The following is a 14,093-nucleotide window of genomic DNA, read 5'->3' as shown; positions in this document are numbered from 1 at the left end:
GGCGGGCGGAAAGTGACCGAAAAGTCGCGTCTCGCCGGTGCCTCGGGGCATTTGACAATGCCCCGCATTTCGGAGAATGTGTGCGCACCCAAGTCAAACGGGCGTATGAATTGAGCGTTTGCATGAAGCAGCGCTCTGTCTCGGCCCGATCAGCGCGGCGACCGGGGTGCCTGGGGTCATGGCAGGCGCAGGCTGCTGGCCAGCCGCCTGGCTACAGCGATCGGCGCGTACAGTTCAGCTTCCATATCGTGGAGATCAGTTGATGATTTACGAAGGTAAAGCCATCACGGTTAAGGCTCTTGAAAGCGGCATCGTCGAACTGCGCTTCGACCTCAAGGGTGAATCCGTCAACAAATTCAACAGGCTTACCCTGGACGAGTTGCGCCAGGCGGTCGACGCCATCAAGGCCGATACCTCCGTCAAGGGCGTGATCGTCAGCAGTGGCAAGGACGTATTCATTGTCGGTGCCGATATCACCGAATTCGTCGAGAACTTCAAGCTGCCCGAGGCCGACCTGGTCGCCGGTGGCCTGCAGGCCAACCGGATCTTCAGCGACTTCGAGGATCTGCAGGTGCCGACGGTAGCGGCCATCAACGGCATCGCGCTCGGCGGAGGCCTGGAAATGTGCCTGGCCGCCGATTACCGGGTGATGGCCGACAGTGCCAGGATCGGCCTGCCGGAAGTCAAGCTTGGCATCTACCCCGGTTTTGGCGGTACGGTGCGCCTGCCGCGGCTGATCGGTCCGGACAACGCCGTCGAGTGGATTGCCGCGGGCAAGGAGAACGGTGCCGAAGAAGCCCTCAAGGTCGGCGTCGTGGATGCGGTGGTGAAGCCGCAAATGCTGCAGGCAGCGGCGCTTGACCTGGTCCGTCGCGCGATCACTGGCGAACTCGACTACAAGGCCAAGCGCCAGCCCAAGCTGGAGAAGCTCAAGCTCAATGCCATCGAGCAGATGATGGCTTTCGAGACGGCCAAGGGCTTCGTCGCCGGCCAGGCAGGGCCAAACTACCCGGCCCCGGTGGAAGCGATCAAGACCATCCAGAAAGCTGCCAATTTCGGTCGCGACAAGGCCTTGGAGATCGAGGCGGCCGGCTTCGCCAAGCTGGCCAAGACTTCGGTCGCGCAAAGCCTGGTCGGGCTGTTCCTCAATGACCAGGAGCTCAAGCGCAAGGCCAAGGTGCACGACCAGCTCGCCCGCGAAGTCAGTCAGGCGGCGGTACTGGGGGCCGGTATCATGGGCGGCGGTATCGCCTACCAGTCGGCGCTCAAGGGCACGCCGATCCTGATGAAGGACATCCGCGAGGAGGCTATCCAGCTGGGCCTGGGGGAGGCGGCCAAGCTGCTGGGCAAGCGGGTCGAAAAAGGCCGCCTGACCCCGGAAAAGATGGCCGAGGCGCTCAATGCCATCCGGCCGACCCTGTCCTATGGGGACTTCGGCCATGTCGACATCGTCGTCGAGGCAGTGGTCGAGAACCCCAAGGTCAAGCAAGCGGTGCTGGCCGAGGTCGAGGCCAAGGTCGGCGAGCAGACGATCCTCGCCTCCAATACCTCGACCATCTCCATCAACCTGCTGGCCAAGGCGCTTGAGCGACCGGAAAACTTCGTCGGCATGCACTTCTTCAATCCGGTGCACATGATGCCACTGGTCGAAGTGATTCGTGGTGAACGATCCAGCGACGAGGCGGTGGCCACCACGGTGGCCTACGCCCGCAAGATGGGCAAGAACCCGATCGTGGTCAACGACTGCCCCGGCTTTCTGGTGAACCGGGTGCTGTTCCCCTACTTTGGCGGCTTCGCCCGTCTGGTCGGGGCCGGCGTCGATTTCGTACGCATCGACAAGGTGATGGAGAAGTTCGGCTGGCCGATGGGCCCGGCCTACCTGATGGATGTGGTGGGCATCGATACCGGTCATCATGGCCGCGACGTGATGGCCGAAGGGTTCCCCGATCGCATGAAGGATGACCGGCGCACCGCCATCGATGCGCTCTACGAGGCCGATCGCCTGGGCCAGAAGAATGGCAAGGGGTTCTATGCCTACGAGACCGACAAGCGAGGCAAGCCGAAGAAAGTCGCCGATCCCGCCGTGCTCGACGTGCTGCGGCCGATCATCCATGAGCATCGCGAGCTGAGCGACGAGGACATCATCAACTGGATGATGATCCCGCTGTGCCTGGAAACCGTGCGCTGCCTGGAAGACGGTATCGTCGAGACGGCCGCCGAGGCGGACATGGGCCTGGTCTACGGCATCGGCTTCCCTCCCTTCCGTGGCGGCGCGTTGCGCTACATCGATTCGATCGGGGTCGCCGAGTTCGTCGAGCTGGCCGACCGTTATGCCGATCTTGGGCCGTTGTACCAACCTACCGAGAAGCTGCGCGCAATGGCCCGTGACGGCCAGCGTTTCTTTGGTTGAGCGACCCACCGAGACTGAGCGAGAGAACAGATATGAGCCTGAATCCTAGAGACGTGGTGATCGTCGACTTCGGTCGTACCCCCATGGGCCGCTCCAAAGGTGGCATGCACCGCAATACCCGTGCCGAAGACATGTCGGCGCACCTGATCACCAAGCTGCTGGAGCGCAACGGCAAGGTCGATCCGAAGGAAGTCGAGGATGTGATCTGGGGCTGCGTCAACCAGACCCTCGAGCAGGGCTGGAACATCGCCCGCATGGCTTCGCTGATGACGCCGATTCCGCATACCAGCGCGGCGCAGACGGTAAGCCGCCTTTGCGGATCATCCATGAGCGCGCTGCATACCGCTGCCCAGGCAATCATGACCGGCAACGGCGACGTGTTCGTGGTCGGGGGTGTCGAGCACATGGGGCATGTCAGCATGATGCATGGGGTCGACCCCAATCCGCACCTGTCGCTCTACGCCGCCAAGGCCTCGGGGATGATGGGGCTGACCGCCGAAATGCTTGGCAAGATGCATGGCATCAGCCGCGAACAGCAGGATCTGTTCGGCCTGCGCTCGCACCAGCTGGCCCACAAGGCGACGGTCGAGGGCAAGTTCAGGGACGAAATCATCCCCATGCAAGGGCATGATGAGAACGGTTTTCTCAAGGTCTACGACTACGACGAGACGATCCGGCCGGAAACCACCCTCGAAGGTCTCGCCGCGCTCAAGCCAGCCTTCAACCCCAAAGGCGGCACCGTGACGGCGGGCACCTCCTCGCAGATCACCGATGGCGCCTCGTGCATGATCGTGATGTCGGCGCAGCGTGCCAAGGACCTGGGCATCGAGCCGATGGCGGTGATTCGCTCGATGGCGGTTGCCGGGGTGGACCCGGCGATCATGGGTTACGGTCCGGTGCCAGCGACGCAGAAAGCGCTCAAGCGTGCCGGCCTGAGCATCGCCGACATCGACTTCTTCGAGCTCAACGAAGCCTTTGCCGCGCAGGCCTTGCCGGTGCTCAAGGACCTGAAAGTGCTCGACAAGATGGATGAGAAGGTTAACCTGCATGGGGGAGCCATCGCCCTGGGCCATCCTTTCGGCTGTTCTGGCGCGCGGATTTCCGGCACGCTGCTCAATGTCATGAAACAGAATGGAGGGGCGTTGGGCGTAGCCACCATGTGCATCGGTCTTGGCCAGGGCATCAGCACGGTCTTCGAGCGGGTCTGAATGGATCGCCGATGACGACCGGGGCCGGGTGCCCCGGTTTTTTTTTGCAACAGCCAGAGGAGACAGGCATGCAACTGCAGCCAGGAGTTTATCGTCACTACAAAGGTCCCGAGTACCGCGTATTCGCAACGGCACGCCACTCTGAAACCGAAGAGTGGATGGTGTTCTATCAGGCGTTGTACGGTGATTTCGGGCTCTGGGTCCGGCCCTTGGCGATGTTCCAGGAGTCGGTCGAGGTTGACGGCGAGCGAGTGCCGCGCTTTGCTTTGGTCGAGGCCGAAACGGGACCGTTCGAACCACTGGGCACCATGGGCCGTTGAACTACTGCGCTTGACCTCACTCTGTTGCCACTATATATAGCGGTGCCGCATCAGGCACCTGATGCGTTTTTATCTTCAGATTTCAGGAATACTCCGATCCATGGGCAAATCGCTGGTCATTGTGGAATCCCCGGCCAAGGCCAAGACCATCAACAAGTACTTGGGCAACCAGTACGTGGTGAAGTCGAGTATCGGCCATATCCGCGACCTTCCCACCAGCGGTTCGGCCAGTGCCTCCAAGGAACCGGCAGCCAAGCGCGGCAAGGCAGCGGGCGAAGCACCAGCCCTGTCGCCGAAGGAAAAGGCCCGGCGCCAGCTGGTAGCGCGCATGGGGGTCGATCCGGAGCATGGCTGGAAAGCCAAGTACGAGATCCTGCCTGGCAAGGAAAAGGTCATCGACGAGCTCCGTCGCCTGGCCAAGGACGCCGATACCATCTATCTCGCGACCGACCTTGACCGTGAAGGGGAAGCCATCGCCTGGCATCTGCGCGAAGCGATCGGTGGCGACGATAGCCGCTACAAGCGCGTGGTGTTCAACGAGATCACCAAGAAGGCCATTCAGGACGCATTCGCCCAGCCGGGCGAGCTGGACATCGATCGGGTCAATGCGCAGCAGGCACGGCGTTTCCTCGATCGGGTAGTGGGCTACATGGTATCGCCGCTGCTGTGGTCGAAGATCGCTCGTGGCCTTTCAGCGGGTCGTGTGCAGTCGGTGGCGGTCAAGCTGGTCGTGGAGCGAGAGCGGGAAATCCGTGCCTTCATCCCGGAAGAATACTGGGAAGTGCATGCCGACCTCGGCACTGCCCGCGATGCGCAAGTCCGGTTCGAGGTGGCTCGGGAAAATGGCGAAGCCTTCAAGCCACTGAACCAAGCCCAGGCCATGGCTGCCCTGGAAAAGCTGAAGACGGCAAGCTACAGCGTCATCAAGCGCGAAGACCGACCGACTAGCAGCAAGCCATCCGCGCCGTTCATCACCTCGACACTGCAACAGGCGGCCAGCAATCGCCTCGGCTTCGGGGTCAAGAAGACCATGATGATGGCCCAGCGCTTGTATGAGGCAGGCTACATCACCTACATGCGAACCGACTCGACCAACCTTTCGGCCGATGCGCTGGAAATGGCCAGGCACTACATCGAACGGGAGTTCGGCAAGCAATACTTGCCCGATGCGCCCGTGGTCTACGGCAGCAAGGAAGGCGCCCAGGAGGCGCACGAGGCGATCCGGCCCTCCGACGTGCAGATGCATCCGAGCAAGCTGAGCGGCATGGAGCGTGACGCCGAGCGCCTCTATGAGCTGATCTGGCGTCAGTTCCTGGCCTGCCAGATGCCGCCTGCCCAGTATCTTTCGACCAGCGTGACCGTGGCGGCCGCCGAATTCGAGCTGCGCGCCAAGGGCCGTATTCTCAAGTTCGACGGCTATACCCGCGTTCTGCCCCAGCAGAGCCGGCCCGGAGAAGACGATGTCTTGCCGGAGATGACCAAGGGCGAAGCGCTCGAGCTTATCCGGCTCGACCCGAGCCAGCATTTCACCAAGCCTCCGGCGCGCTTCACCGAGGCGAGCCTGGTCAAGGAGATGGAAAAGCGCGGTATCGGCCGACCGTCCACCTATGCGGCGATCATTTCCACCATCCAGGATCGCGGCTACGTGACGCTGCACAACCGGCGATTCTATTCGGAAAAGATGGGCGATATCGTGACCGAGCGCCTGTCCGAGAGCTTTTCCAACCTCATGGACTACGGATTCACCGCCGACATGGAGGAGAACCTCGACGACGTGGCGCAGGGTGAACGGGATTGGAAGAACGTGCTGGATGAGTTCTATGGCGATTTCAGCCGCAAGTTGCAGCACGCCGAATCCAGCGAAGGCGGAATGCGCGCCAACCAGCCGACCTTGACCAATATCCCGTGCAAGGAATGCGGTCGTCCGATGATGATCCGTACCGCCTCGACCGGCGTGTTTCTTGGCTGTTCCGGCTATAGCCTGCCGCCGAAGGAGCGTTGCAAGGCGACCATCAATCTGGTCCCCGGCGACGAAATCGCGGCCGATGACGAGGGTGAGTCCGAATCGCGCGTATTGCGCAGCAAGCATCGCTGCCCGATCTGTGCCACGGCCATGGATGCCTATCTGCTCGACGAAAAGCACAAGCTGCATATCTGCGGGAACAATCCGGACTGTCCGGGCTACGAGATCGAGCAAGGCAGTTACCGGATCAAGGGCTATGAAGGACCAAGCCTGGAATGTGACAAGTGCGGCAGCGAAATGCAGCTCAAGACTGGGCGTTTCGGCAAGTTCTTCGGATGCACCAATCCGGCCTGCAAGAATACCCGCAAGCTGCTCAAGAATGGCGAAGCGGCGCCGCCGAAGATGGACGCCGTGAAGATGCCCGAGCTCAAGTGTGAGAAGGTCGATGATACCTATGTCTTGCGTGATGGGGCTTCCGGGCTGTTTCTGGCGGCCAGCCAGTTTCCCAAGAATCGCGAGACGCGTGCGCCATTGGTCAAGGAAATCGTTCCACACAAGAACGAGATCGACTCCAAGTATCACTTCCTGTGCGAGGCGCCGCAGCATGACCCCGATGGACGCCCTGCCGTGATCCGCTACAGTCGCAAGACCAAGGAGCAATACGTGCAGTCGGAAGTCGATGGCAAGCCGACCGGCTGGAAAGCCTTCTACGACGGCAAGACCTGGAAGGTCGAGGACAAGCGCTAGGGTTGCATGAAAGTCGTCGAGCGGCGAGCAGGCAAGGTTTTACCGGCCGCCAATGAGCGGCGAGCCTGTTGCAACCCGGCATGATCGTCGCGCAGGCACTTTCGTATGAGCCCAAGGCGTGTCGGTGAGCGAAAGCGGGCAGGAGGCCCATTCGACGGAGTTCGAATGGTGTCTCCGAGCTTGCTAGGGCGCCATTCCCTGGCTGAAACTGCATCATCGTCGCGCAGTGCGCACAACAGAGGGCTTCGTCATGGCTCAGGAACGCTATACCCGCACCAACCAGAAACTTTTCTTTGCCGGGCTGGCCCTCGACTCGATGGCCAAGGCCTCCCTGAGCACGGCCATGAACGCCCAGGGCCTGGTCCAGGCCGAGCGCGAGGCGGCGCTCTTTCATCTATACGGAGCGTTGCTTGGCCTGTGTCATGAGATTGCCGGGTTCTATCGCCTTGCCCAAGCGAGCGCGCCGCGGGTCGAAGCCTTTCTTGACGAGCAGGGCCTGCAAGGCGTGGCCATACCGGAGATGGCGGAACTGATGGAGCTCGCCGGGCAGCGCGAGACATGGCTTGCGCATTTGCTGCAGGCCTACCGTGGACTGTTCCTGCCGCCGCAGCCGGAGCGGACAGCCAAGGGGGACGTCGCCGTACCGTTGATCCAGGCCGTCAATCTCGAGCCGGCGGTACCGCCGCTCTCGCATGAGGTGCTGGAAGAATGGCGCGGCAACCTCAAGAGTCTTGTACGACGCTTTCGCGACGCTTTGAGTGAGTGCTGACAGGGGCATCGGCTGGTACAATGCCAGCCTTGAGTGGAGAACTGCCTGTTATGTCAACATCGTTTCTGGAAATCGTCGAGCTGCCTGATGGTCGCATCGAATTGCGCCGAGCCGAGGACGAAGGGTCCTTGGTGATCCTGGATTTTTCCGAAGATGCCAAGGCCTTCCTGCAGGGTCAGCACGTCGAGGTGGCCAAGGCCATGTTGAGCGTGGGCGTGCAGATGGCGGGTCGTCTTGCCGAGGGTGAACTCGAGCGTGATGAGGAACCGCGGGTCCTGCACTGATGAGCGTGCGCAGTGAACATTCCGAGGCTGTTCATTGCGCGAGGTGTCGCAGCTTCGTGCCGGGCCAGTTCGCTGGCATGATTGATGGAGCGCGATGGCCCGGCGAAATGAGCTGGAGTCCGTGCCGGCTCCGGCATTAGCCGAAGCGGATGTTCAAGCTCTGGGCGTTGCCGACGGTCGCTGCCTGGATCAGCTGCAGCCGCATGTTGGTGCTGATGTTGCCGAGCCAGCTGACGACCGTATGGCTGCGTCCGAGACGCAGGGCCTCTTTCGCCAGCTGCAGGGCACTCTGGGTGCCGCGTGGCTGCAGCAACAGGATGCGCTCGCGGTTGAGGCCGGCATCACGCAGCCAGGCATGGGTTATGCTGCCTGGCGGGGCGATGAGCGTCAGCCAGCGCGCGTCCTTTTCTTCGCTCAGTTCGCGCAAGACTGGGGCAAGCAGGTTCTGGCAATGGATTTGCGCGCCACGCAGCGCCATCTCGCTGAAGTACTCGGTCTGGTACTCGGGCGAGGCCGGCTCTCGCGCCTTGAGGCCGGAAAGTGCCGGCTGGGCGAGAAAGGCCTCGAACAGCGGCAGCTGTACCGAGTCGCAAAGCTGGGGGGATTGCTGCATGACGCCTCCTGGTCAGCGACGAATGACGCCGACGCTCAAGCCTTCGATGGTCAGGTCCTGTTCGTGCAGGTCCACTTCGATAGGCGCAAAATCGGGATTCTCGGCAATCAGCCAGACCTTGTCGCCGTCGCGCTTGAAGCGCTTGACGGTCACTTCGTCGCCCAGGCGGGCAACGACGATCTGGCCGTTGCGAGCTTCGCGGCAGGTGTGCACGGCCAGCAGGTCGCCGTCGTAGATACCGACGTCCTTCATGCTCATGCCGTGCACGCGCAGCAGGTAGTCGGCCCTGGGGTGGAAGAATGCCGGATTGATGTTGCAGGATTCCTCGATGTGCTGCTGGGCGAGAATGGGCGCACCGGCTGCGACACGACCCACGACCGGCAGGCCGCTGTCGTCCTTGGTATCGACTCCTGGAATGCGGATTCCCCGCGACGCGCCGGGCGTCATTTCGATGGCGCCCTTGCGTGCCAGGGCCTTGAGATGTTCTTCGGCGGCGTTGGGGGACTTGAAGCCTAGTTCCTGGGCGATTTCCGCGCGGGTCGGCGGGAAACCGTTGTCCTCTAGGCAGCGCTTGATGAAGGCCAGGATTTCGGCTTGGCGTGGCGTCAGTTTCAGCATGGCGTTGGCTCTGGCTTTTTGTACAGTGACTGGGATTATATACAGTATTGGCCTGGCTGCAAGCGCCCAGGGTCGAGCGGCAAGCTCCGGGCGGCAAGCTGTCCGTGATGATTGGTCGTCATCGCTCGGGGGGCAGACGCTCTGCGCTTCGACCAGTACCGCCAGTAGCTTGCGGCTGGGGGCTTGTGGCACGGACTGCCCCGGATGCGACCAACGGGTCACCAAACCTTGACAGGACACAACGTGAAACGTATGTTTCAAACAACTGTTTGTCTGGCGGAATTGTCATGGCCCAATCGGAAACCGTTGAACGCATTCTCGATGCTGCCGAGCAGCTGTTCGCTGAGAGGGGGTTCGCGGAAACCTCGTTGCGCCTGATCACCAGCAAGGCCAGCGTCAACCTGGCCGCGGTAAATTACCATTTCGGCTCGAAGAAAGCGCTGATACAGGCGGTCTTTTCACGCTTTCTCGGTCCGTTCTGCGCGACGCTCGAGCGTGAGCTGGAGCGGCGGCAGGCGCGTGCGGACCAGCGTCCCAGCCTCGAGGAGCTGCTGGAAATGCTGGTCGAGCAAGCGTTGGCCGTGCAGCCGCGCAGCAACAACGACCTGTCCATCTTCATGCGCCTGCTGGGGCTGGCCTTCAGTGAGAGCCAGGGACACCTGCGTCGCTATCTCGAGGACATGTACGGCAAGGTGTTTCGGCGCTACATGTCGCTGGTCAGCGAGGCAGCACCGCGCATCCCGCCCCTGGAGCTGTTCTGGCGGGTGCACTTCATGCTGGGTGCCGCGGCATTCAGCATGTCGGGCATCAAGGCCCTGCGGGCCATCTCCGAGAACGATTTCGGGCTCGATACCTCGATCGAACAGGTCATGCGTCTGATGGTGCCGTTCCTGGCAGCCGGCATGCGCGCCGACAGCGGCGTCACCGACCAGGCCATGGCCACGGCGCAACTGCGCACGCGCAAGGCAGGTAGCACGACGATACCGGCCAAGGCCTGAGGATTGGGTTCGGCGGACCGCTTCGGCTAAGCTTGCGGCCTGGCGAGTCCGGCATTGCACGTGCCGGTCGCGGCAGCCTGTCTTTCCCCGCTTCTTGAACAAGGATTCAACATGACCGCCAGCCTGCAAGGCTCCCTGATGGTGGATATCGCCGGTACCTGGCTGACCTCCGAGGACCGCCAGCTCCTGCGTCAGCCCGAAGTCGCCGGCCTGATCATCTTCGCCCGGAATATCCAAAGCCCCCGTCAGGTCCGGGAGCTCTGCGCTTCGATCCGGGCGATCCGTCCTGAACTGATCCTGGCGGTCGACCAGGAGGGCGGTCGCGTGCAGCGGCTGCGCCAAGGCTTCGTGCGGCTGCCGGCGATGCGTGAGCTGGCCGACAAACCCGACGCGTCGCGACTCGCCGAGCAATGCGGCTGGCTGATGGCTACCGAAGTGCTGGCGGTCGGTCTCGACCTGAGCTTTGCGCCGGTGCTCGATCTCGATCATCGGCGCAGTGCGGTGGTCGGCCGGCGAGCCTTCGAGGGTGATCCGCAGCGCGTGGTGCAACTGGCCGGCGCGTTCATTCGTGGCATGAACGCCGCCGGCATGGCGGCCTGTGGCAAGCATTTTCCCGGGCACGGCTGGGCCGAAGCCGATTCGCACGTGGCAATCCCGACCGACGAGCGAAGCCTCGAAGAGCTGCGCAAGAGCGACTTGCTGCCATTCGCCAGGCTAGGCGCCCAACTGGCGGCGGTCATGCCGGCGCATGTGATCTATCCGCAGGTCGACGATCGGCCGGCAGGCTTCTCCCGCCGTTGGCTGCAGCAGATCCTGCGTGGCGAGCTGGGTTTCGATGGGGTGGTCTTCAGTGATGACCTGTCCATGGCCGGTGCCCATGTGGTCGGTGACGCGGCCAATCGTATCGAGGCAGCCCTGGAGGCTGGCTGCGACATGGGGCTCGTGTGCAACGACCGGGCTGCGGCCGAACTCGCCTTGGCCCGCGCACAACGCCTCAAGGTGCGGCCGTCCGCACGCATCGCGCGCATGCGCGGTCAGGGTTTTGCGCGCACCGACTATCGTGAACAGCCTCGCTGGTTGCAGGCCTTGGGGGCGCTGAGACAGGCGCAGCTGATCGACTGAAGCGCGCGCTGCAGCATTGCTGGGCGCTTGGCTGAACTGTTTATCGCTCGCCTCGGTCTACCCGTGCGGTAGATCGAGAGGAGTCGTGCAATGAATGCCAGGGGCCTGGTGGTGATGATGCTTTCGGCGATGCTGTGCCAGCCGTTGGCTGCGCGGGATTATCGCTTCAGCGATGCGCACCTGCACTACGTCGATTTCTTCCAGGAAAGCGAAGGCATGCCGGCGCTGGTCGAGGCCATGGATCAGGCTGGGGTCGAGCATTCGATGATTTCGGGCATTCCAGTGGCCAAGAAATGGCACGAGGATGAGCCCAAGCGACCGCGCTACTACGCCGGTGATGACGCAGCCGCGTATTGGTACAGCGCGACCGACGTCCATGTGGTCGCCGCGCTGCAAGCGCTTGCGCCCGAGCAGCGTCGGCGTTTCCATCCGTTCCTGTCAGGGTTCAACCCTGTCGACAAGAATGCCGCCAGGCAGATCGAAGCGATGCTGGAACTTCATCCTGGATTCTGGCAAGGGATAGGCGAGATCTTCACACGTCACGACGACCTGACCGCGCTGACCAGTGGCGATACGCCGAGGGCCAACAACGAGGCCCTGGCGCTGGTCTACGAGCTGGCTGCGCGGCATGACTTGCCCGTGCTGGTTCATTCGAACATCACCTCCAAGCGCGAGCGCAACCCCCTGTACCTGGCGGAAATCGAACAGCCGCTTGCCAAGCACCCGAGCACACGGTTCATCTGGGCTCATGCGGGAGCGAGCATGGAGATACACCGGCACCAGACGCAGATGAGGTTTCTGCTGCCCGTGGTCACGCGCCTGTTGGAAAAATACCCCAACCTCTTTATCGACCTTTCATGGAGCATGCGCGAGCCTTATTTGCTGGATGAGACCGGCAAGCCGCGCAAGGACTGGGTCGAGCTGGTCGAGCGCTTCCCCGACCGATTCATGCTGGGTTCCGATGTGGTGGGGCGCTTCGGCAGCCTGGGCGAGCAGATGCATGGCTTCGTGCCGTTCCTGGACGCCTTGCCGCCAGACGTGGCGCAAAAGGTCGCCAGGGACAATTTCCTGGCTATCCTGCCCAGCGCGAGTAACGGCGACGAGCCGCGTCGCTAGCGCGATCCCAGGTCGTGCTCCGAACGGCCATGACCATCCGGCACCGCTCGCCTGGATGCCTGCCGCGCAAAAGAAAACGCCCCGAACCGGTCGGGGCGTCTTCGTGCCTGCGGTAGCGCTTACTTGCCTGCCCAGCGCTTGAGGATCAGCGTGGCATTGGTGCCGCCAAAGCCGAAGCTGTTGCTCATGACCGTATCGATCTGGGCATTTTCCTGGGTCTGGCGCACGATCGGCAGGTCGGCGACGGCAGGATCGAGCTCGTCGATGTTCGCGGAGCCGGCAATGAAGTTGTTCTCCATCATCAGCAGGCAGTAGATCGCCTCATGCACGCCAGCGGCGCCCAGCGAGTGGCCCGACAGGCTCTTGGTGGAGCTGATGGCCGGCGCCTTGTCGCCAAACACTTCGCGCACGCCCTTGATTTCCGCGATATCGCCAACCGGCGTCGAGGTGCCGTGGGTGTTCAGGTAGTCGATCGGAGCGTCCACGGTGGACAGTGCCATCTGCATGCAGCGCACGGCGCCTTCGCCGCTCGGAGCCACCATGTCATAGCCATCGGAGGTGGCGCCGTAGCCAACGATCTCCGCGTAGATCTTGGCACCGCGGGCCAGCGCATGCTCGAGCTCCTCGACCACCACCATGCCGCCGCCGCCGGCGATCACGAAGCCATCGCGGTCGGCGTCATAGGCACGGGAGGCGAGTTCCGGCGTGTCGTTGCGCTTGCTCGACAGCGCGCCCATGGCATCGAACAGGAACGACTGGCTCCAGTGCTCTTCCTCGCCGCCGCCGGCGAAGACGATGTCCTGCTTGCCCATCTGGATCTGTTCCATGGCGGTGCCGATGCAGTGCGCGCTGGTGGCGCAGGCGGACGCGATGGAGTAGTTCAGCCCCTTGATCTTGAAGGGGGTGGCCAGGCACGCCGACACGGTGCTGCTCATGGTGCGGGTGACGCGGTAGGGGCCGACGCGCTTGACGCCCTTGTCGCGCAGGATATCCAGCGCTTCCATCTGGTTCAGGGTCGATGCGCCACCAGAGCCGGCAATCAGGCCGGTGCGCGGGTTCGAAACCTGCTCTTCGGTCAGGCCCGAGTCCTTGATCGCGTCAGCCATGGCCAGGTAGGCATAGGCGGCGGCATGGCCAACGAAACGGAAGACCTTGCGGTCGATCAGTTCTTCGAGGTTGAGGTCGATCGAGCCGGAAACCTGGCTACGCAGCCCCATCTCCTTGTATTCCGGGTTGAAGCGAATGCCCGGACGGCTGTTGCGCAGGTTTTCGGTGACGGTAGCTTTGTCATTGCCCAGGCACGAAACGATGCCCAGACCAGTGATAACGACGCGGCGCATGCGAATAACCCTTAGAAATTGTCAGTGGAGGTGAACACGCCGACCCGCAGGCCTTCGGCGGTGTAAATCTCGCGGCCGTCAACGCTGACCGAACCATCGGCGATCGCCATGTTCAGCTTGCCCTTGAGAACGCGTTTGATATGAATGTTGTAGGTGACTTTTTTCGCCGTCGGCAGGACCTGGCCGAAGAACTTCACTTCTCCCGAGCCCAGGGCGCGTCCGCGGCCGGGCAGGCCTTGCCAGCCAAGGAAGAAGCCCACCAGCTGCCACATGGCATCCAGGCCCAGGCAGCCCGGCATGACCGGATCGCCTTCGAAATGGCAGGCGAAGAACCACAGGTCGGGATTGATGTCCAGCTCGGCGACCAACTCACCCTTGCCGTACTTGCCGCCTTCCGCGCGGATGTCGGTGATACGGTCTACCATCAGCATGTTCGGGGCGGGCAGTTGCGCATTACCTGGGCCGAACAGCTCACCGCGACTGCAGCGCAGCAGGTCTTCCCGGGTAAAGGCGTTTTGTTTGGTCATGCGAGCTCCTCAATAATCCCCGTGGGGCAGGGGGTCAATCTTCCCGGCCGGCCCGAGT

At 62.5% G+C, this 14,093-nt stretch carries 13 protein-coding genes; 9 read left to right on the top strand and 4 right to left on the bottom strand.

From position 1 onward, the window contains the following. The first annotated feature begins 262 nt into the window (after positions 1–262). The 6 genes from fadB to ACY8GK_RS08725 all read left to right on the top strand — a co-directional run bounded on the left by fadB (position 263) and on the right by ACY8GK_RS08725 (position 7,701). Positions 263–2,410 carry a fatty acid oxidation complex subunit alpha FadB gene (fadB, locus tag ACY8GK_RS08750; RefSeq protein ID WP_196180086.1) on the top strand — a complete coding sequence of 716 codons (2,148 nt, stop codon included), beginning with the start codon at positions 263–265 and terminating at the stop codon, positions 2,408–2,410. A gap of 32 nt (positions 2,411–2,442) precedes the next feature. Next, positions 2,443–3,618 (top strand): acetyl-CoA C-acyltransferase FadA, encoded by a 1,176-nt coding sequence (gene fadA / locus ACY8GK_RS08745; RefSeq protein ID WP_196180084.1) that lies wholly within the window; start codon positions 2,443–2,445, stop codon positions 3,616–3,618. Between the two features lie 68 nt (positions 3,619–3,686). Beyond that, on the top strand, positions 3,687–3,938 hold the full coding sequence (locus ACY8GK_RS08740) for a DUF1653 domain-containing protein (protein WP_196180082.1): 252 nt from the start codon (positions 3,687–3,689) through the stop codon (positions 3,936–3,938). A 100-nt stretch (positions 3,939–4,038) separates the two neighbouring features. Next, entirely contained in the window at positions 4,039–6,648 is a 2,610-nt protein-coding gene (gene topA, locus ACY8GK_RS08735) for a type I DNA topoisomerase (protein WP_462402837.1), read from the top strand. A 250-nt stretch (positions 6,649–6,898) separates the two neighbouring features. Beyond that, positions 6,899–7,417, top strand: a complete 519-nt coding sequence (locus ACY8GK_RS08730; protein WP_196180078.1) for a DUF6586 family protein — start codon at positions 6,899–6,901, stop codon at positions 7,415–7,417. A gap of 50 nt (positions 7,418–7,467) precedes the next feature. After that, positions 7,468–7,701 (top strand): hypothetical protein, encoded by a 234-nt coding sequence (locus ACY8GK_RS08725; protein ID WP_196180076.1) that lies wholly within the window; start codon positions 7,468–7,470, stop codon positions 7,699–7,701. Between the two features lie 136 nt (positions 7,702–7,837). Here ACY8GK_RS08725 and sulA read toward each other — a convergent pair whose 3' ends face one another. Together sulA and lexA are read right to left on the bottom strand one after the other, a co-directional pair. Next, entirely contained in the window at positions 7,838–8,314 is a 477-nt protein-coding gene (gene sulA / locus ACY8GK_RS08720; RefSeq protein ID WP_196180074.1) for an SOS-induced cell division inhibitor SulA, read from the bottom strand. A 12-nt stretch (positions 8,315–8,326) separates the two neighbouring features. Continuing rightward, positions 8,327–8,932 carry a transcriptional repressor LexA gene (gene lexA, locus ACY8GK_RS08715; protein ID WP_196180072.1) on the bottom strand — a complete coding sequence of 202 codons (606 nt, stop codon included), beginning with the start codon at positions 8,930–8,932 and terminating at the stop codon, positions 8,327–8,329. A 287-nt stretch (positions 8,933–9,219) separates the two neighbouring features. Here lexA and ACY8GK_RS08710 point away from each other — a divergent pair, with 287 nt between their 5' ends. From ACY8GK_RS08710 to ACY8GK_RS08700, 3 genes are all read left to right on the top strand, one after another. After that, positions 9,220–9,930, top strand: a complete 711-nt coding sequence (locus ACY8GK_RS08710; RefSeq protein ID WP_196180070.1) for a TetR/AcrR family transcriptional regulator — start codon at positions 9,220–9,222, stop codon at positions 9,928–9,930. Between the two features lie 123 nt (positions 9,931–10,053). Further along, on the top strand, positions 10,054–11,052 hold the full coding sequence (gene nagZ, locus ACY8GK_RS08705; protein WP_462403003.1) for a beta-N-acetylhexosaminidase: 999 nt from the start codon (positions 10,054–10,056) through the stop codon (positions 11,050–11,052). Positions 11,053–11,142: 90 nt separating this feature from the next. Then, a complete protein-coding gene (locus ACY8GK_RS08700; RefSeq protein ID WP_462402836.1) occupies positions 11,143–12,168 on the top strand; it encodes an amidohydrolase family protein in 1,026 nt (341 codons plus the stop codon). 119 nt (positions 12,169–12,287) lie between these two features. Here ACY8GK_RS08700 and fabB read toward each other — a convergent pair whose 3' ends face one another. Then, positions 12,288–13,508, bottom strand: coding sequence for a beta-ketoacyl-ACP synthase I (gene fabB, locus ACY8GK_RS08695; protein WP_196180066.1), 1,221 nt, complete (start codon positions 13,506–13,508; stop codon positions 12,288–12,290). An 11-nt stretch (positions 13,509–13,519) separates the two neighbouring features. Continuing rightward, complete coding sequence (fabA, locus tag ACY8GK_RS08690) at positions 13,520–14,035, bottom strand: 3-hydroxyacyl-[acyl-carrier-protein] dehydratase FabA (protein WP_196180063.1); 516 nt, start codon at positions 14,033–14,035, stop codon at positions 13,520–13,522. Positions 14,036–14,093 lie beyond the last annotated feature (58 nt).

It is taken from the genome of Pseudomonas sp. Marseille-QA0332, assembly GCF_054950175.1.
Note: the sequence above shows the minus strand (reverse complement) of the source record. Positions and strands in the feature narration are given on the sequence as shown.

What these genes read in the sequence shown, in the direction of transcription:
- fadB (WP_196180086.1), top strand. Translation starts at nt 263, where the DNA reads ATGATTTACGAAGGTAAAGCCATCACGGTTAAGGCTCTTGAAAGCGGC.
- fadA (WP_196180084.1), top strand. Translation starts at nt 2,443, where the DNA reads ATGAGCCTGAATCCTAGAGACGTGGTGATCGTCGACTTCGGTCGTACC.
- ACY8GK_RS08740 (WP_196180082.1), top strand. Translation starts at nt 3,687, where the DNA reads ATGCAACTGCAGCCAGGAGTTTATCGTCACTACAAAGGTCCCGAGTAC.
- topA (WP_462402837.1), top strand. Translation starts at nt 4,039, where the DNA reads ATGGGCAAATCGCTGGTCATTGTGGAATCCCCGGCCAAGGCCAAGACC.
- ACY8GK_RS08730 (WP_196180078.1), top strand. Translation starts at nt 6,899, where the DNA reads ATGGCTCAGGAACGCTATACCCGCACCAACCAGAAACTTTTCTTTGCC.
- ACY8GK_RS08725 (WP_196180076.1), top strand. Translation starts at nt 7,468, where the DNA reads ATGTCAACATCGTTTCTGGAAATCGTCGAGCTGCCTGATGGTCGCATC.
- sulA (WP_196180074.1), bottom strand. Translation starts at nt 8,314, where the DNA reads ATGCAGCAATCCCCCCAGCTTTGCGACTCGGTACAGCTGCCGCTGTTC.
- lexA (WP_196180072.1), bottom strand. Translation starts at nt 8,932, where the DNA reads ATGCTGAAACTGACGCCACGCCAAGCCGAAATCCTGGCCTTCATCAAG.
- ACY8GK_RS08710 (WP_196180070.1), top strand. Translation starts at nt 9,220, where the DNA reads ATGGCCCAATCGGAAACCGTTGAACGCATTCTCGATGCTGCCGAGCAG.
- ACY8GK_RS08700 (WP_462402836.1), top strand. Translation starts at nt 11,143, where the DNA reads ATGAATGCCAGGGGCCTGGTGGTGATGATGCTTTCGGCGATGCTGTGC.
- fabB (WP_196180066.1), bottom strand. Translation starts at nt 13,508, where the DNA reads ATGCGCCGCGTCGTTATCACTGGTCTGGGCATCGTTTCGTGCCTGGGC.
- fabA (WP_196180063.1), bottom strand. Translation starts at nt 14,035, where the DNA reads ATGACCAAACAAAACGCCTTTACCCGGGAAGACCTGCTGCGCTGCAGT.